At 60.9% G+C, this 17,811-nt stretch carries 11 protein-coding genes; 6 read left to right on the top strand and 5 right to left on the bottom strand.

The genetic code is table 11. The features are described 5' to 3' along the window. Positions 1-55 precede the first annotated feature (55 nt). Positions 56-2,344 carry a YhgE/Pip domain-containing protein gene (locus BUB29_RS07995; protein ID WP_033522507.1) on the bottom strand — a complete coding sequence of 763 codons (2,289 nt, stop codon included), beginning with the start codon at positions 2,342-2,344 and terminating at the stop codon, positions 56-58. Then, the gene (locus BUB29_RS08000) at positions 2,341-5,130 is read right to left on the bottom strand and encodes a YhgE/Pip domain-containing protein (protein ID WP_234945717.1); all 2,790 of its coding nucleotides are present in this window, start codon (positions 5,128-5,130) and stop codon (positions 2,341-2,343) included. The genes BUB29_RS07995 and BUB29_RS08000 overlap by 4 nt, the downstream gene beginning before the upstream one ends. Positions 5,131-5,481: 351 nt before the next feature. Here BUB29_RS08000 and BUB29_RS08005 point away from each other — a divergent pair, with 351 nt between their 5' ends. The 6 genes from BUB29_RS08005 to BUB29_RS08030 all read left to right on the top strand — a co-directional run bounded on the left by BUB29_RS08005 (position 5,482) and on the right by BUB29_RS08030 (position 14,443). After that, positions 5,482-7,278, top strand: coding sequence for a DUF4012 domain-containing protein (locus BUB29_RS08005; protein WP_234945718.1), 1,797 nt, complete (start codon positions 5,482-5,484; stop codon positions 7,276-7,278). 147 nt (positions 7,279-7,425) lie between these two features. Next, a complete protein-coding gene (gene fbaA / locus BUB29_RS08010; RefSeq protein WP_033522509.1) occupies positions 7,426-8,493 on the top strand; it encodes a class II fructose-bisphosphate aldolase in 1,068 nt (355 codons plus the stop codon). 149 nt (positions 8,494-8,642) lie between these two features. Further along, on the top strand, positions 8,643-9,929 hold the full coding sequence (locus tag BUB29_RS08015) for an adenylosuccinate synthase (protein ID WP_033522511.1): 1,287 nt from the start codon (positions 8,643-8,645) through the stop codon (positions 9,927-9,929). A 774-nt stretch (positions 9,930-10,703) separates the two neighbouring features. Then, positions 10,704-12,275, top strand: a complete 1,572-nt coding sequence (locus tag BUB29_RS08020) for a ClC family H(+)/Cl(-) exchange transporter (RefSeq protein WP_033522763.1) — start codon at positions 10,704-10,706, stop codon at positions 12,273-12,275. Between the two features lie 564 nt (positions 12,276-12,839). Further along, positions 12,840-14,063, top strand: a complete 1,224-nt coding sequence (locus BUB29_RS08025) for a fluoride efflux transporter FluC (protein WP_159046718.1) — start codon at positions 12,840-12,842, stop codon at positions 14,061-14,063. Next, on the top strand, positions 14,060-14,443 hold the full coding sequence (locus tag BUB29_RS08030) for a fluoride efflux transporter FluC (RefSeq protein ID WP_234356145.1): 384 nt from the start codon (positions 14,060-14,062) through the stop codon (positions 14,441-14,443). The genes BUB29_RS08025 and BUB29_RS08030 overlap by 4 nt, the downstream gene beginning before the upstream one ends. A gap of 59 nt (positions 14,444-14,502) precedes the next feature. On the opposite strand, the gene BUB29_RS08035 is transcribed toward BUB29_RS08030, so the two are convergent. The 3 genes from BUB29_RS08035 to BUB29_RS08045 form a co-directional block, all read right to left on the bottom strand. Next, the gene (locus tag BUB29_RS08035; RefSeq protein WP_033522765.1) at positions 14,503-15,153 is read right to left on the bottom strand and encodes a 5' nucleotidase, NT5C type; all 651 of its coding nucleotides are present in this window, start codon (positions 15,151-15,153) and stop codon (positions 14,503-14,505) included. A gap of 258 nt (positions 15,154-15,411) precedes the next feature. Beyond that, positions 15,412-16,845 carry a zinc ribbon domain-containing protein gene (locus BUB29_RS08040; protein ID WP_073117623.1) on the bottom strand — a complete coding sequence of 478 codons (1,434 nt, stop codon included), beginning with the start codon at positions 16,843-16,845 and terminating at the stop codon, positions 15,412-15,414. 129 nt (positions 16,846-16,974) lie between these two features. Next, positions 16,975-17,757 carry a metallophosphoesterase gene (locus BUB29_RS08045; RefSeq protein ID WP_033522517.1) on the bottom strand — a complete coding sequence of 261 codons (783 nt, stop codon included), beginning with the start codon at positions 17,755-17,757 and terminating at the stop codon, positions 16,975-16,977. Positions 17,758-17,811: the final 54 nt, after the last annotated feature.

Genomic DNA, 17,811 nt, shown 5'->3' on the forward strand with positions numbered 1-17,811 from the left:
TACCAGCCGAAACCGATCCGAATTGGCTCAAACCGGTCCGTCCCAACCCGTCTCATCACATCACCTTGGTGGACTCCAGATTGCGGCTCACCCAGGTGTTCAACCGGATCACCGGCTTGCGCAGCACGAGCCCCAACAGCAGCGAGGGGATCAGGAACAAGGCGAGATACACCATGTCGAGCAGATACTCATTGCCGTAGGATCCGGCCATCGCGGCGTGCATGGCGTCGATGGCGTGCGGGAACGGCAGGAACGGGTAGAGCAGCTGGAAGAACTTCGGCAGCGTCTCAATCGGGAACGTACCGCCCGAACCGGCGACCTGCATCACCAGCAGCACCACGGCCACGGCCTTGCCGATATCGCCGAACGACACGGTCAGCGTGTACACGATATTCGAGAACACGAGCGCGGCAAGCCATCCCACGGCGAGGAACTGCAACGCATGATTCGCCTGCACACCGAGGAAATACATGTCGCCCAGGCAGACCAGCGTGCCCTGTAGCAATGCCAGCAGCGCGAAGATCGCATACCGTCCGAAATACTCGTGGTCGAGTCGCAGCCCCCAACGCGAGGCGTTGCCCGGCCTGGACGGTCCGGCGATGCGCGGCAACGCGTCGCCCAAACCCAGCACGTGCGCCTTCTCGCGGTCCGAAATCGTCACCTTCAGCATGGCGCACAGGATGATCGCGCCCACCCAGATCGACAGGATCGTATAGAACGGCGCCATGGCCGAACCGTAGTTCGCAATCGGATACACTGCTACGCGATGCAGGGCGACGGGCGCGGAGATCAGTGTGGACAGCGTGGACGCGTTGGCGGTGGTCAACGCACGCAGTTCGTCCGATTCACCAGAATCGGACACGCTGTCTGAGTCGCCCGCATCCAGCTTCGTGATGAGCTCCTTCACCGTGGCGGCCGACGAATCAAGCTTCTTCGCGATTGCGCCGAGCGTGGACTGGATGGATGCCACGTTCGACCCCACGCCGCTCGTCACGTCGTCCAGATCATCGGCGGTGCCGTTCAGTTGCGTGATCATGCCGTCGGTTTGGGAGATGAGCGTGCTGACCGTGGATGCCAACGCGTCGATTTTCGGCTTGACGTTCGTGGTGTAATCGTCGCGCACGTCGGTGATCGACTGTTTCGCCGAGGCGATCCGCCCCAGGATCTCCTTGCGGGAGTGTTCCGCGGCCGCGGCGTTCTGCGTGACCTGCGTGGAGGCGTCCTTCAGTTCCTGCGCGAGCTTCTGCGTATCGCCTTTGGCGGCCTCCAGCAGCGCGATCTCCCGGTCGATGGCATCCAATAGTGCCTGTTTCGCCGCGTCGCCGTCCGGCAGCTGCTCCACCGAGGCGCGCATATGCTTGAGGCTCGTGATGTACGTGTCATACAGGGATTCCCCGCTGGAAATCTGCTCGCTCAGCTCCTTCAGCTGGTTCGCGGCCGTGGTCGAATCCGTTCCGAGCGCGTCGAACGCCTTGTTCACCTTGGCTGCCACTTGGTCGAACGCGTCTGATACCTGATTGAGCGCCGTGTTCACCGAGGAGGTGACGCTCGCGCCCGCCGAAGTGATCGACGTGGCACCCGATTTGCCTTGTTTCAACGCGTTTCTGGCCTGCCTGCCCGCCTTGGTCGCCGAGGAGAGCAGTCTGCCTGTGGAATCCACGATGTCGTTCGCCGAGCCGAGCAGCTGCGAATATGAGGTCACCTGCTGTGAGGCGCCGGTCAGCGTATCCGCCACGGTGGTGAGATTGTCGTCGAGATTGCGCATGTATTCGGCCATTTGCGGGCTTTGCGAATAGCGCAGGATGTTCGAGGCCAGGTCAAGACCGACTTGAGCGATTGTTTTGGCGAAGGTCTTGTCGATGGTGTTGACCACGGTCGTCGCGCCCTGATCGGTGATATGCGGGGCGATCGGGTTGATTTTCTCGTTCAGATAATACTTGAGCTGTGCGTGTTTGATGTCGGGGGAGAACAGGGTCATCATGTCGGCGCTGAAGCTTTTCGGGATTACGATCGCCGCATAGTATTCGCCTGATTCCACGCCGTCGATGGCCTTATCACTGTTCACGAACTGCCAGTCCAGCTGATCGTTGGCGCGTAGCGTGCTGATGATGGTTTCGCCCACGTTGATGCGCACCGGCACGAGATCTGACTTGTATCCCTTGTCGTTATTGGCCACGGCGACCTTCAACGCCTTGGTGTTGCCGTAAGGGTCCCAGCTGGCCGCGATGTTGAACCAGGCGTACAGCGCCGGCACCACGACCAAACCCATCGAGACGATCACGGCGATCACATTGCGGGTGGCATGGCACATGTCCCGTTTGAAGATGCCCCAGATCAGTTTCACCGTTCGTCACCTTCCTTATGCGCATTCTCGTGTTGGGCCTTGAGCCGCGTCTCGTGCTGGCCCTCGGGTCGGGTCTCGGCTCGGTCCTCAGCTCGGGTCCCGTGCTGCCCCTCACGCAGGTCTTCAGTCGGCTCATCGTCCGCGATCGGGCTTTCACCCTCGAGCGAACCACCGTGCGCAGGCGGATCCTCATGCAACCGCGCACGCACGGCACGTATCGGCTTGTAATGCATGCCCGGCCGGAACAGCAGGTTCTCGTGCAGGATGGCGCTGCGGAATTCCTCCGCGCTCATCGCATCCTCACCCAGATAATTCGCATACCGTTCACGCATGTACTCCACCACGATGAGATACGTGTCGATGACGATGATCGAAATGATCCATCCGAGCAGCATGGCGAGTTTCATCCGTGTGATGAACAGCAGCAGGAGGAACGCGAACGGCAACACCGCCAGCGCGAGGAACCCCCACCGCACCAAGCGCGGATACAGGCGGCAGAACCGGATCGCCCGCCGATGGGTGAGTTCGGGGAACTCCTCGGCGATCTGCTGCGCGGCTTCGGTGAACCGCAACGGTTCCACCGTGCCCTTGTTATGCTCGGTGATCATCAGATCGGTGTCCGCCAAACGGTTGTCGAACAGACGGTTGAGATTCAACGCCAGCCTGCGCACCACTAGACCGATGAACAGCGCCGCCGGCAGGTACCAGAACAGCGAAAGCATGTCGGTCCAATAATGGTTGGCGTACATGCCGCCGATCGGCCCGCGCATCGCGTTGATGCCGTAGGCGAACGGCAGGAACGGTTTCAGACGGCGGAAGAATTCCGGCATCATTTCGATGGGGTAGAGGCCGGCCGCGCCCGGAATCTGCACGATCACCAGAATCACGGCGACGGCTTTGCCGATATGCCGGAACACCACGGCGAGCGCGTAAATGATGTTCACGTACACGAAGGAGGCGAAAACGCCGGCGAGGATGAACAGGAACGGGTGTTCGCATTGGATGCCCAGCGCGAGATCGCCGACCGTGGCGATGATCGCCTGCAGGAATCCGACCGTGACGAACAACAGCCAACGCCCCATATAGCCTTGGCGAGGCGTGTACATGCGTATCTTCTCATCGCGGTCCACTTCGAGCTTGTAGATCGCGACGAGCACGAATCCGCCGACCCACAGCGCAAGATTCGTGTAGAACGGCGTGACCGCAGAACCGTAGTTCTTGACCGGGTAGAGGACCTGTTCGTCCAAATGCACCGGTTCGCCCACGAACGCGCCGACCTCGCTTGCGTCGAGTCCGAGCGCTTGGGAAAGCTGCTGGAACATCGCCGAACTGCTCAACGCCGCCACATCGGTGCGCGTGGCGCTGAGCTGTTTGGCGAGATTGGCCAGCTGCGTTTGCGTGCCGGCGATGGTGGTGTTCGTCTGATTCACGGTGCGCGACAGCTGGTCGAGCAGCCCGTCGCCTTGTTCCAGCGTGCCTTGCAGCGTGGTGAGCGTGCCGGACAATGATCCGTTGGCCAAGCCGAGCGTATCGAGTCCGGTGTTGAGATTCGGCATGATGCTGCCGGTGATGGTCGTGCGCGCGGCGCTCATCGAGGCCGTACCGTTCTTCGCCAGAGCGGCGACATCGCTGTTGAAACCGTTCGCGGTGTTCTTCCCCGCGCTGATCGCGGCCTTGGTGTCCTGATCGAACGTGTCGATGCGCTGCTGCTGGAACGCCAGCTGTTTGCGGGCTTCGGCGATCTGTGCGGAAAGATCCTTGTACGTTTGGCTGTTCGGATCCAGCTGGCTGGCTTTCAACGCTTTCTCCACGCCGTCGAGCACGTCGCCGGTGGTGGTGTTGATGCCGTGCATGGTGCTGGATACCTGATTGAGCGCGTCCTGCGTGGTGTTCAGGCCATTGAGCACGTCGCCGGTGGCGTTGCCCACGGTGACCTGCAGGCCGGACAGTTGGGAGCCGCCGTTATCGAGCGCTCCGATCAGCGTGTTCGAGAAGCGTTGGGTTTGCGAGCGCGTCTCGCCCAACAGGTCGGATGTCTTGCCGACGGTGGCGAGCGCGTCGGTGATTTCCGAGGCGAGTGTGGCGTTGGATTGTTTGGCCGAATCGATGGTGGTGAGGGACTTGTCGAGTGTGGAGCGTGTGTTGTGCAGCTGTTGTTGGACGGTTTCGAGCTGGTTGATGGTGTCGGTCAGATCGTTGACGACGTTGCTTTGCACGGTTTTCACGCTGCTGGTGGTGTCGCCCGCCGCCTCCTTCACCTCCTTGGCTACGGCGTCGGCCACGCTGGAGACGAAAGTGGTGTTGATCTGCTCGTCGATCGTGGTTGCACCCGTATCGGTGATCTTCGGCGCGATGGCGTTTTTCTTCTCGTTGAGGTAATACGTGATCGACGGTCGGGCGCCTTTACCGGTGACGGTGTCGATCAGGCTGGAGCTGAAGTTTTTCGGCAGTACGATCGCCGCATAGTATTTGCCGGATTCCACGCCTTCGATGGCTTGCTGCTTGGAAACGAACCGCCAGCCGAGCTGATGGTTCTTCTTCAGCTGGTTGACGGTCTGCTGGCCTGCGTCGAGATGGCCGACCAGCGTGGAGGTCGTGCCCTTGTCCTCGTTCGCCACGGCGACCTGGATGTTGCCCGTGTTCGCGTACGGGTCCCAGTTGGCGAGGATATTGCACCATGCGTACAGCGATGGGATGATGGCCACGCCCAGCGTGACGACGAGCGCCACGGGGTTTTTGAGAATGCGTTTCACGTCTCGAAGGAAGATGGCGAAAACCTGGTGCATCAAGCCTCCTTACGGGTGTCGGGCGCAACGTCTGCGTGCGGCGCACCCGCGCGGGCTTGCCCGGTTGGGCTCTTCGTCGCGCGATCCGGTGGATATTCTATGACTTCCGGTGAGATGGGCGCAATGCTTTTTACCCCCGTTTAATGACCGGCCCCGTACGCGTCGGGATACGAGACGGAAACGGTCGGGATATGGTCCGGATGGGGCCGGTCGGGAAGAACGTCGGGAAGAACGATTGTCTGATGCGCGGCAGGGTCTCGGCGGATCCCTGACGCTTCTGCCGTTAGCGGTATCTATAATGAGCGGGATACGTGAGTCCCAAGGTTCTACGGCAAGAGGGGGGAGTGTCCATTGGCTTCACATGCTGCACGTGCGCGATTCCGTTCAGCGCACACCACGCGCAATATCGCTCTCATCGTTCTGGGCGTCATCATCGTTTTGGTCGGTGTCCTGATCGTCGGCGGCCTGACGTTCTACAAGCAGGCGCAGACCGTGAAAAACCATGAGACTCAGGCGATCTCCGCGATTTCCGCCATATCCGATTCCAATGTGCTCAACGGTGACGGCATATCATCCGAAGCCGTCGCGCAAGCCCAGAGCCACACGGCCGAAGCGAAACGCATCGCCGGCAACCCGCTGTGGAAGGTGGCTGGCGTGATGCCCGTGGTGGGCAATGACGTGAAGACGGTGCGGGGCATGACCGAGGTTCTTGATGATCTCACGCAGCAGACGCTTCCCGCGATTTCCTCCATCGCGCAGAAATTCGATGCCGCACAGCTGGACGACGGCAACGGGAATCTCAATCTGAAACCGATCGGTGACATCCAAACGGATTTCGCCACCGTAAGCGCCCAGTTGAAACAGCAGCAGAACAGGTACGACAGTCTGCCGGAACCCAATATCGGCATGGTTCGCAAGGCGTATCAGCAAGGCAAGGAACGCTTGGGTTCCATTGTGGATAGTGTGGGGCATCTCAACAGTGCCATGCAGATGATGCCCGCGATCCTCGGGCAAAATGGTGCCAGAACCTATCTGATCGCGGTGCAAACCACATCCGAGCAGCGTTCCGGCGGCGGTCTGGTCGGGTCCCTCGGCACATTGCATGCTGATCAGGGAACCATCAGCGTCGGCGACTTCCATGCGGATACGGAGTTCCTGAACGGCGGTAACGGCAACAGTGAGGAACTGTCGGTATTCAACGGTCCGTTGCCGTTCTCGCTCGATGTTCGCGACACTTTCGCCATTCCCGACCTTTCGCGCAATGCGGAAATGCTGACGGCGACCTGGCAGCGTTCACCCTATGCGAGCGAAGTCGACGGTTTCATCGCGATCGACCCCGTATTCATCCAGAAAATGGTCGAGATCAGCGGCAACGTCACACTGCAGGACGGCACGGTGCTCACCGGCAAGAACACCGCGGAATATCTACTGAACACCATCTACAAAGACATTCCCGTAGCCCAGCAGGACGCCTATTTCGAATACATCGCACAAACGGTGATGAACCAGGCGTTCAGCAGGTTGAACGCCGCGAAGATGATGACCATGGCTCGCAGCATCGGAGGCATGATCGAGCAGCGTCACTTCTACGCGTACACCACGCACGCTGAGGAGACGAAATATTTCCAGGATGCCGGTATCTCCAGCAGGGAGGACACCCCGCAGATTGGCATCTACCTGAACGAGCAGAACCCGTCGAAGATGGGATGGTACATCAAGCGCAAAGCCGAAGTAAGCAAAACCGGAATCAACAAGGACGGGTCGAAGACCTATCACGTGCGGTACACGCTGACCAACACCCTGACCGCTGCGGAGAAGGCCTCAGTCAACAATTACATTCTCGGCGGCGTGCAGAAAGGCGTGGAAAACAAGCCGGTGGCCGCAAGCGGAACATCGGTCCAACGCATGCTCTTCTACGCTCCGGCAGGAGGCTCGATCGGCAAGATCTCCTCGACCGGCGATGTACGCGACCAGCGTGAAGCCACCATGGACGGCAAACAGTTCACGACCAACGTCGCATACCTCGCGCCCGGCAAGAGCGTGATCTTCGAATTCGACGTGACCACCTCACCCAAGGCCACCGCCGAACTGACCATCGACCAGACGCCGAGCGGCGAGGAACGCAGCGACGTCGACTACCGGTACTAGATCGCGGCCGTGGAATGACATGATAAAGCATCGCCGCAAGCATGACGAACCTCACGCCCGGTGGCCGTATGGCGCGGCTACCGGGCGTTCGGCGTCGGCGAATGTTGTCACATGACAAGTGGGATAGGGTGGGGCGATAATGAAACCATGACTATCGCAACACCGGAACGCTATGCGCAGATGCTGGACGCCGCCCGTCACGGCGGTTACGCCTATCCCGCAATCAATGTGACCAGCACGCAGACCCTGAACGCCGCACTGCAGGGTTTCGCCGAAGCGGAATCTGATGGCATCATCCAAGTTTCCGTAGGCGGCGCCGCCTACCTGTCCGGCCAACGCGTGAACGATCGCGTCACCGGTTCGCTTGCCTTCGCGGCCTTCGCCCACGAAGTCGCGGCGAAATACCCCAACATCACCATCGCCCTGCACACCGACCATTGCGCCAAACAATACCTGGACGAATGGGTGCGCCCCCTGCTCGACCATGAAGCCGAACAAGTGAAGCACGGCCAGGAACCGACATTCCAATCGCACATGTGGGACGGGTCAACCGTGCCATTGAATGAAAACCTCGACATCGCTGAAGAGCTGCTCGACAAATCACAAGCCGCACACACCGTGCTGGAAATCGAAATCGGCGCGGTCGGCGGCGAAGAAGACGGGCACAGCGCCGAAATCAACGACAAGCTCTACTCCACCCCGGCACAGGGCATCGCCGTCGCGCAACGACTCGGCCTCGGCGAATGCGGACGCTACATGGCCGCCTTCACCTTCGGCAACGTGCACGGCGCCTACAAGCCGGGCGTGGTGAAACTACGCCCCGAACTGCTCGACGAAATCCAAACCACGGTCGCGCTCGCGGTCCAAGCCGGTGAAATGCCTGATTCCGCGCACTCCTTGGATGTCGCGCCCGGAAAGCCGTTCGCCTTGGTGTTCCACGGTGGCTCTGGTTCCGCGCCGGAGGAGATCGCGCAGGCCGTCAGCTACGGCGTGGTGAAGATGAACATCGACACCGATACGCAGTACGCGTTCAGTCGCGCGGTGGCCGGGCACATGTTCTCCAACTACGATTCGGTGCTCAAGATCGACGGCGAAGTGGGCAACAAGAAACTGTACGATCCGCGCTCCTGGGGTCGTGAAGCCGAATCCGCGATGGCCGCGCGCGTGGTCGAAGCGTGCAAGCAGCTCGGCAGCGCCGGGCATGCGCTGAAGTAGTCCGACAGGAAACCCGACCTCCGGGCCGATTCCGGACGGCCTTGATCCCGTGGACGTCCGCCAGACCCGGTAGAGGGCGAAGAGTAACCTTTGTAAGGCTTAAGCGCAAGGCTTAAGGCAGAATCGCGTACGCACGGAGGTGCAACAACATGCCTGGAATTGTTTTGATCGGTGCCCAGTGGGGAGACGAGGGCAAAGGCAAGGCAACTGATCTGATCGGCACGAAGGTCGACTACGTCGCCCGTTTCAACGGCGGCAACAACGCGGGCCATACCGTGGTGGTCGGCGACGAATCGTATGCGCTGCACCTGCTGCCCTCCGGCATCATCAGCCCGAACGTGACCCCCGTGATCGGCAACGGCGTCGTCGTCGATCCCGAAGTGCTGTTCGAGGAGATCGACGGTCTTGAAAGCCGTGGCGTGGACTGCTCCCGACTGTTGGTGAGCGAAGCCGCGCACGTGATCGCGCCGTACCATCGCACGCTCGACAAGGTGACCGAACGCTTCCTCGGCAAGCATAAGATCGGCACCACCGGCCGCGGCATCGGTCCGGCCTACGCGGACAAGATCAACCGTGTCGGCATCCGCGTGCACGACCTGTTCAACGCCGAACACCTGCACGACAAGGTCGAGGCGAGCCTGCATCAGAAGAACCTCATGCTGGTCAAGCTGTACAACCGTCGCGCCGTCGACGTGGACCAGATCACCGACGAACTGCTCGCACTGGGCGAGCGTCTGAAGCCCTACGTGGCCAACACCTCCCTGGTGTTGAACAAGGCACTCGACGAAGGCAAGAACGTGCTGTTCGAAGGTGGTCAGGCCACCATGCTCGACGTGGACCACGGCACCTACCCGTTCGTGACCTCCTCCAACCCGACCGCCGGCGGCGCCTGCACCGGCACCGGCGTCGGCCCGACCCGCATCAACCGTGTGATCGGCGTTTCCAAGGCGTACGTCACCCGCGTGGGCGAAGGCCCGTTCCCGACCGAACTGTTCGACGAATCCGGCGAATGGCTGCGCGCGCAGGGCCACGAGTATGGTGTGACCACCGGCCGTCCGCGCCGCTGCGGTTGGGCGGATGCCGTGGTGAACCGTTACGCCGCACGCGTCAACGGACTGACCGACATCGTGCTCACCAAGCTCGACGTGCTCACCGGCCTGAAGGAAATCCCGATCTGCGTGGCATACGACGTCGACGGCGAACGCCACGACGAAATGCCGACCGACCAGGCCGCGTTCAGTGCCGCCAAGCCGATCTACGAGACCATGCCGGGTTGGACCGAGGACATTTCCAGCTGCCACAGCTTCGACGAGCTGCCGGCCACCTGCCAGGCGTATGTGAAGCGCTTGGAGGAGCTGAGCGGCTGCCGCATCTCCGCGATCGGCACCGGCCCGCAGCGCGATCACATCATCCAGATCAACTCGCTGATCGACTGAGCTTCACGCTTCCGACGATCCGACGATTCGACGATCTGACGACATGCGTACATCCGATTGGTGCCGGCAGGCTTCGAGCCTCGCCGGCACCTTTTGATATGTGCCCGGGTACGGAAGTTGCCGCACACCCCGTTGCGCGCCTCATTCCGTACCCACGGATGTCCGTTTCTCCCGAATCGGTCATTCACGGTGGGATTGGGCGTCCACGGATGTCCGTTTCTCCCGAATCGGTCATTCGAGATCGGCTATGCATCCCACGGTTGTCCGATTCTCCAGAATCAGACATGCGCTGTGGGATTGGGCGTCCGCGGATGTCCTTTTCACCCGAATCGGACACATACGATGTAGACGAGTGCCCATGAGTGTCCGTTTCTCCCGAATCGGACGTTCAGAGGGAGACTGGGTGTTTGCGGATGTCCGATTCTCCGGATTCGGTCACGTGTGGCTGACCTGACTGTCTGCGTGTGTCCTTTTCTCCCGAATCGGTCACGCGTGGCTGACTAGGGTATGCAGGTGTGTCCTTTTCTCCCGAATCGGACGTTCGGGATTGAATGGGTGTCCCGTGGATGTCCGATTCTCCCGAATCGGTCACGCGGAGAGGGCTGAGGCGATAGTGAGTGTCCTTTTCTCCCGAATCGGACACGTGAGAGTGGAGGAAGGTGACAGGGTATGAAGGATAGGGCCAGCAAAACCAGCGGAACGAACGGAACCAGCAAAACCAGCGGAACGAACGGAACCAGCGAATCTCACACCGCCAAAACCGGCGCGAGCGGCATGGATATCGTGCGGAATATCGAGCGGCTGATCCCGCTGTTCAATCGCATGAAATGGAAAATGGCGGCGGTAGGCATCGGCGTCGGCCTGGTGTCGGGCCTGCTGGTGGTCCTATACCGTCTCGGCATCGAACGCTGCACGGAATTCGCGCGTTGGATGTATGGGCGCATCCGGCTGAACCCGTGGCTTATCGCGCCGTGGACGTTCGCCGCGCTCGCAATCGGACTCCTGATTTTTTGGATGATCCGCAAGGAGCCGATGGCGTCGGGCAGCGGTATTCCGCAAACCGAAGGCGTGGCGCTGAACGGGTTGCGTATGCGTTGGCAGACGATTCTGCCGGCCCGTTTCGTCGGCGGTCTGCTGTGCGCGATGTTCGGCCTGTCGCTGGGACGCGAGGGGCCGTCGATCCAGATCGGCGCGTCGGGTGCGCAGTTCCTGTCGCATCGGTTGCGTGGCAAGCGCCGTGAGGATGTGCAGGAGCATTATGTGGTGACCGCCGGTGCGGCGGCCGGCCTGTCCGCGGCGTTCAGCGCCCCATTGTCCGGCATGATGTTCGCATTGGAAGGCGTCCACCGCAATTTCTCTCCCGTCATTCTGATGGGTGCCACCGCGGCCTCGCTCACCGCCGATTTCGTGTCGAAATACTGTTTCGGCTTGCGTCCGGTGCTTGATTTCGGCGCAATCGCGCAGTTGCCGCTCGGCGAATACGTGTGGCTGATTCCGCTGGGATTGCTCGCCGGCCTGGTCGGCTCGCTGATGAACCGTTCGCTGCTCGGCTTCCAAACGTTGTATGGCAAACTGCCGGCGTGGAGTCGTCCGCTGATTGCGCTGGCGATCGCGCTGCCGGTCGGCATTTGGCTTCCGGACGCGCTCGGCGGCGGTTCGAATCTCATCAATATGGCTGAACATGCGAGCCGGGGACTGGGCGTGCTGTGCATCCTGTTCGTGGTGAAGATCCTGTTCACGAGCACGAGTTTCGGTGCTGGTTCGCCTGGTGGCATCTTCATGCCGATTCTTGCGGTCGGATCGCTTGGCGGCGGTATCTGCGGTGTGGTTGCGGAACAGTGGTTCGGTCTGGATCACGATTCCGTGGCGGTGTTCGCGGTGTGCATGATGACCGGCGTGCTGGCCGCTTCGGTGAAAACGCCGATCACGTCGATCCTGCTTGCGGTCGAAATGTCCGGCACGTTGACGCACATGTTGCCGGTCGCGGCGGTCGTGTTCGTCGCCATGCTGGTTTCCGATGTGCTGCACACCAGGCCGATTTACGATGCGCTGCTGGAACGGTATATGCGTGGGCAGAAGCTGGATACGAAACTGCCGAATGCGATTGGTAACGGTGTAATGGAGATGCCGTTGGAAATGGGTTCGGCTGCGGACGGCAAGCGTATTTGCGACGTCGAATGGCCGGCCGGTTGCATGGTGATCGGTCTTCGCCGTGGGGATCGTGAGATCGTGCCGCGCAGGGATATGATGCTGCGCGGCGGAGACTACCTGTTCGTGTTGTTCAGCGGTGAGGAGGAGCGGGCTGTGCGGCAGGGCATGCATCGGTTGTGCGATATGGAGCCGTAGGGTTCGTCGTGGTGTAGCGGCGCGCGGTTGTGCGCGGTTGTGCGCGGTGCGGTTGATCGGCAGTGTGAGCGATGCCGATGACTTCCGTGACGAACCGTGTACACTCGGAACGGAACAAAGGCGAATACATGGGTTGCGCGGGTTGACGCGTGACCGCATGAACGGCGTGGTTCGATGCATTCGACCGGGTCCGGGGCACGTTTTGCGCTGTCCCGTTTCGTTGGATTCGCCATGGAGAAGAAGAGACGGAAAGCAAACAGTCAGATGGAACCGCAATCGAGTAACGGGCGTGACGGCGTGGATGACGTCGCTGCCCGACAAAACGTGCAGCATCACGCTATGCCGGCTGTACCGGATCTGGATGTGCCCAGCTTGGACGTGCCTAATCTAGGCGAGATCACATCGACGTTCGAACCGATAACCGACGTCGTGCCACCGTCCGCCTCTACCGCCTCGGCCGCTTCGACCGCCCCACGAGTGTCCGATTCTCCCGAATCGGACGTTCCTAGCGCCGCTGATGCGGCACGAGTGTCCTTTTCTGGTGAATCGGACACTCACGGGGCTGTGCCGGGTGCACGAGTGTCCTTTTCTCCCGAATCGGACACTCAGAGGAGCCGGAAGCCGGGCTACCCGCGCGGGCTGGGCGCATCCCAATCCGAGTCCCTGCCGAAGGCGAAGCCGGCTCTGTTCACTGCCGAGCCGAAGGAGCCGGGGCTGTCCACGCAGGAGATGAGCGAGGTGCATGCCAGTGCCTACGCTCGCTCGATTCCGCATCCCACGGGTGCGGCGGCGGCTGAACGTCCGCCTCAGATTCCGCTCGCTCCCGTGAAGCGTGTGCGAGCGCAGTTCAATCCTCTTGCGGATGGTCTGCTGTATCTTGTGGTGTTCGTCGGCGGTTTTCTTGGCACGGCGATGCGGTATGGCCTGTCGCTGGCGTTCCCCGCGTCGGAGGATGCGGGCGGCTTTCTTGGTGCGTTCCGTTGGCCTACGCTCGGCGCGAACATGCTGGCGTGTTTCCTGCTTGCCGTCGTAACCGTGTGTGTCTCCCAGGCATCATGGCTGACGCGGCGTGTGAAGCAGCTTGTTTCGAATGGTGCCGGATTGGGTTTGTGTGGCGGCTGCTCCACGCTCTCCACGTTGGGTATTGAGGAGTTGACGTCGTTCCATGACGGTGAGATTGGCGGCGCGTTGACGTATGTGTTGGCGACGTTCGTCTGTGGCGTTCTGTGTTCGATGATTGGCGTCAAAGTGGGTTTGCTGTTGACGGCTCGTCGTAAGTCGCAGGTGTTGCGTGAGGCGGTGCGGAATGCGGCGCTCAGCAAGGATGGCTCGGTTCCGGTGGTTGAGGGTGTGACGCGTGGCCTGAATGGCGGCTCGGATGCGTCCGGGGCGCTGATTGCCGTGGATGTGCCGATTGTGGTTGACAAGCCGGTGGCTGTGCCGAGTGCCGATGGCGATGCGCGTGATGTTCGTGAAAACGCCGTTGTGTCCGACGATATGGAGTCTGCTACTGGGATTCCGGCGTTCGAGCCGGCGCCTATTACGGATGAGATTCCCCTGGTGGGCGATCTGATGACCGGCGAGGTGAGGGTGGCGCCTGAGTCGGAGCGGGATGCCAATGTCGGTTCCGTTTCCACGGGTGAGTTCCCCTTGGTGCCGTCTGCGGGTGATGACGTGGTATTGAACGCCATATCCGGCACTACGGCAGGCACCATGTCAGACGCCACGTCAGACGCGGCACCTGACGCAACGGTCGCTGAGCAGCCGGGGGAGGGGATTGAACGATGATGCTGACGTCATTCCTGATGGTTTGCGTGTTCGGCGGTTTGGGCGCGGTGACTCGTTTCATCGTGAACATTTCCGTGCGCCGGTGGTGGACCAACCGTCTGTTCCCGCTCGCCACGTTCATGGTCAACTGTCTTGCCGCGTTCTGTGCAGGCATCGCGGCGGCCGGGTATGCGAACGGCGAAGTGGATTACGATACGCGCACGCTGTTCGTGGCCGGTTTCCTCGGCGGGTTCTCCACGTTTTCCACGATGATCAACGAGATGATGGCTTTGCTGCGCGGCAAGCAGTTCGGTATGGCCGGATTGTATTGTCTGCTGTCGATGGTGGTTCCCGTGCTGTGCATGGTTGCGGGCTGGGGGGTTGCCAGTCTCGCGCACTAGGCGAGCGCTGGATGTCGCCGTCCGGCAGATCGCCGTCCGTTAGGCCATCGTTCAACAGTTCACTGTTCGTCAGGCCACCGTTCGAACCATTCGAGCAGTCGGTCGACGTTCCTGTCGCTCCAATCCGTCATGCGCGGCCCGCTGAGCCCGCGGTTGTACGGCTGGTCGAAAACCACCACGTGCTGGCCGACCTTGCGCAGCACGTTGACGTTGGATGGCGAATCGTCGATGTGTACGGTCGCCTGGATGCTGTCTTTGAGCCCGGCGAAGCACAGTGACATGTAGGGGATGCCGTTGTCGTCAAGCCATTTCGCGGTGTCGGAGACAACGATGCGATGCTGGCCGGAAACGAACAGTCGGTGTGTGACGATGCGGATGTACACGTGCTCGTCGGCCAGTCGCCGTAAGGCGTGCGCGACTCCCGGAATCGGCTGCATGGTCGCGTACAGGTGTTCCTCTTCGGCGGCTTTGTGCGCGGCGATGTAGTCGGCGGTGTTGGCGAACGGCCAGCCGTCGTTGTCGGTCAGCGCGTAACTCGTGTTCGCTGGGATGGTGTGCGGGTCCATCTGCCCGTGGCGGACCAGATAGTCGCGCATCGCACCGGTGTAGTCGGCGCATACACCGTCCAGATCCAGATTGAGCACCCGATAGCCGATCGCGCCGACCTGCTGGTTTGCGTATCGTTCCGGAATCGTGGGATTCGCGCTCATATCCACCCCTCCATCATTATGTTTCACGGCATGTTTCACGGTTTTATGGTCCTTCGTGACGTAGGCGTCACGGTCGCGTATCACGGCCATGCTCGTATTAACCGGACAACCGCTCGTCGTGCAAACACGCCTGCGTACATGCCTACGTGCCAAGGGTATTCGCAGGCGGGCGGAAAACCAAGCCGACGTGAACACTGTGCACAGTACCTCTGCCGTCCGCCCTCGTGCCCTGCGCGCGAACGTCTCGACGCATGCCGATTACTGCGCATCCGTTCCCGTGATGCCGAATGTCGGAACCACCTGTTCCACGATGCGGTCGCACTGGTCGCGGTGCGGAGCCGGGTAGTCGAAGCGCAGCGTGCGAAGCGTGTCGGCGGAATACAGTTCGCGAATGTAGGTGATGGTGCCGTTCTCCTCCCAAGTGGCGGTGAATTCGGTGCCGAGCTTCTGCTGGTAGGAGACCGGATGTCCGGCGGTCACGGAGTCGAACGCGCTGTCCAACGTCTCGTTCAACGCGTTCGATGTGCCGGATACGGTGATGATCATGCCCAGACCGTCATTGGTGAACTGGCATCCGTCGCCATTATTCGACTCCTGCTGCCAGGTGAAACCATCCGGCACAGTGACCGTGTAACCGAATCGCGCGTTGAGATACGGGCCGCCCTGTGCCTGTTTCGCTTCGGTCTGTTTGTCGGCTTGTTTGTCGGACTGTTCAGTGGACTGCTTATCGGTTTTCTTGCCGGTGTTTCCGGATGTCGATTGCGTGGACTTCCCGCTCTGCTTGGTGCCATCGGCCTTTGTTGTGCCGGTGGACTTCCCGCTCGACGCGGAAGCGCTGCTCGTAGAGTCAGACGTCGTGCTGTTCCGCCCGGACGAAAGCATACGCGTCACGCTCACGCCGATTAGGATTGCGATGACACAGACCGCCGCCGCGACCGCGATAACCCTGTTCGTATGACGGCGGGACGCGGTTGAGGAGGGCTTGCTTTTGCCTGTCTTCCCCTTGCCTGTTTTGCTTTTGGCGGAGGTGGGTTTGCTGGGTAAGGTTCGTGGCGCCGGTTGCGGTGCCGGTGGTTGCGAGCCGTTCGTGCCGCCGGCAGGCTGGTCCGTCTGGCCGGCATCATTCTGGCCGGCATCGCCCCACCAGGCATCATCCGTATAGGCGGGAACATTGATGTAGGAACCGTTCGCGTTGCCGGATGCGGTTGCGGTACTGTTCACCGCATCATCCGTATGCTTGGAGGGCGGTATGTTCCCGGAAACGGGTCTGCCGTTCGGGCCGCGGACGATAACGCTGGCGGTGATGTCGGCGTCATCCGTGTTCGCGTTCGAGGCGGCGTTGGTGCCGCGTGAAACCGCGTTGTTCGTTTCGGTGACGTGTGTTTGGGGACCGCTCTGTTCGGGAGCGTAGGAGGCGGGCGCGTGCGGATCGTATTCGCTACCGTACTGATCGTAGGTGTCGTATCCGCCGTATTCGCTGAGCATGTCGACGCCGTCGCTTTCCGGAACCGGCGCCGACGCGAGTCCGCCCGGCTGCGATGCCGGTGAATCCGTATTGGCCGTGCCCATATACAGCTGACCTTGGGGGATTCGTATCGTCGCTTCAATGTCGACGGGCTCGCCGCAATTGGGGCAGAATCTGGTGTCAGGAGACAACGGTTGGCCACATTGGTCGCAGTATTCTTTCGGCATCGGCTTCCCCTTTCACGCGATCGCCCGGCGGGAGCGAGGCGAGCTCTCTCATGGCTAGGAACGTTCCGCTATTCAGCTTAGCGAAAACCACGCCATCTCGCCTTGCGAGACCGGGAATACGGCCTCTCTTCAGATGCGGAAGGCTTCCGGTGGCGCGCATTCCCAGACTTCGGACGCATCGCCAGCAGCGACGTCGTAGATCATCATGCTGCCGTCGCCCAACGGGCGGTACAGGCTGTCGACGCTGAACGTATCCAGATACCAGTTGCCGTGCGTATCCTGCATGGCTTTGGATACGGGCGAGTGCCCCACAATCTGAATGACATCCGCCAAAGGATCGTTGGCCAGTTCACGCTTGTCGGCCCAGACCGGTGATGGCGGCATCTGTGGATCCAAGCCGCCGCGCCCCGTGCCGACCATGCATCCGAACGGTCCTGGATGTCGTTCGAAGAACCTCTGCAGATTTTCCGCCAAGTCACCGGACGGCTTTTCGCCCAGTTCCTCCATGCGGCCAATCCACCAGTCATGCCATTGCTGGGTGACGCCAGCGTGCGTGGCGAGCACCTGCTCGCCTTTGCCGTTGCGGAATCCATAACAGATGCGTGCGTCCAAATCATGCAGAAGCGGATGAACATCCTTCCAGGATGCCGGGCTGAACCCGGGGCAGGTGCGGCGAAAGAGACGGAATTCGTTGCTTTCCCTGTCCGTCCAGTAGGTCAAATCATGGTTGCCGAGCAGGATGATGACGTTCAGCCCCTTGTCGCGACGGGCTTTGACCCAATGATGAAACAGCTGGAACGCCTTGATCTGATCCTTGGCGGATATCCTCCATTCGTCAAGCAGGTCGCCCAGAATCACGATCGTGTCGATGGCGTATTTGTCGACTATGACATCGATCCACGGGCAGATCATGGTCGTTTTTATCGTGAATGTCGCCGCAGAATAGGATTCGTTGCGGCGTCGTGA

Source organism: Bifidobacterium merycicum DSM 6492, from assembly GCF_900129045.1.
Classification (GTDB): Bacteria; Actinomycetota; Actinomycetes; order Actinomycetales; family Bifidobacteriaceae; genus Bifidobacterium; species Bifidobacterium merycicum.

Bases quoted from the DNA above. Each gene is read 5' to 3' on its own strand.
- BUB29_RS08035 (WP_033522765.1), bottom strand. From the start codon at position 15,153: ATGAGCGCGAATCCCACGATTCCGGAACGATACGCAAACCAGCAGGTC.
- BUB29_RS08030 (WP_234356145.1), top strand. From the start codon at position 14,060: ATGATGCTGACGTCATTCCTGATGGTTTGCGTGTTCGGCGGTTTGGGC.
- fbaA (WP_033522509.1), top strand. From the start codon at position 7,426: ATGACTATCGCAACACCGGAACGCTATGCGCAGATGCTGGACGCCGCC.
- BUB29_RS08020 (WP_033522763.1), top strand. From the start codon at position 10,704: ATGGATATCGTGCGGAATATCGAGCGGCTGATCCCGCTGTTCAATCGC.
- BUB29_RS08045 (WP_033522517.1), bottom strand. From the start codon at position 17,757: ATGATCTGCCCGTGGATCGATGTCATAGTCGACAAATACGCCATCGAC.
- BUB29_RS08040 (WP_073117623.1), bottom strand. From the start codon at position 16,845: ATGCCGAAAGAATACTGCGACCAATGTGGCCAACCGTTGTCTCCTGAC.
- BUB29_RS08000 (WP_234945717.1), bottom strand. From the start codon at position 5,130: ATGCACCAGGTTTTCGCCATCTTCCTTCGAGACGTGAAACGCATTCTC.
- BUB29_RS08015 (WP_033522511.1), top strand. From the start codon at position 8,643: ATGCCTGGAATTGTTTTGATCGGTGCCCAGTGGGGAGACGAGGGCAAA.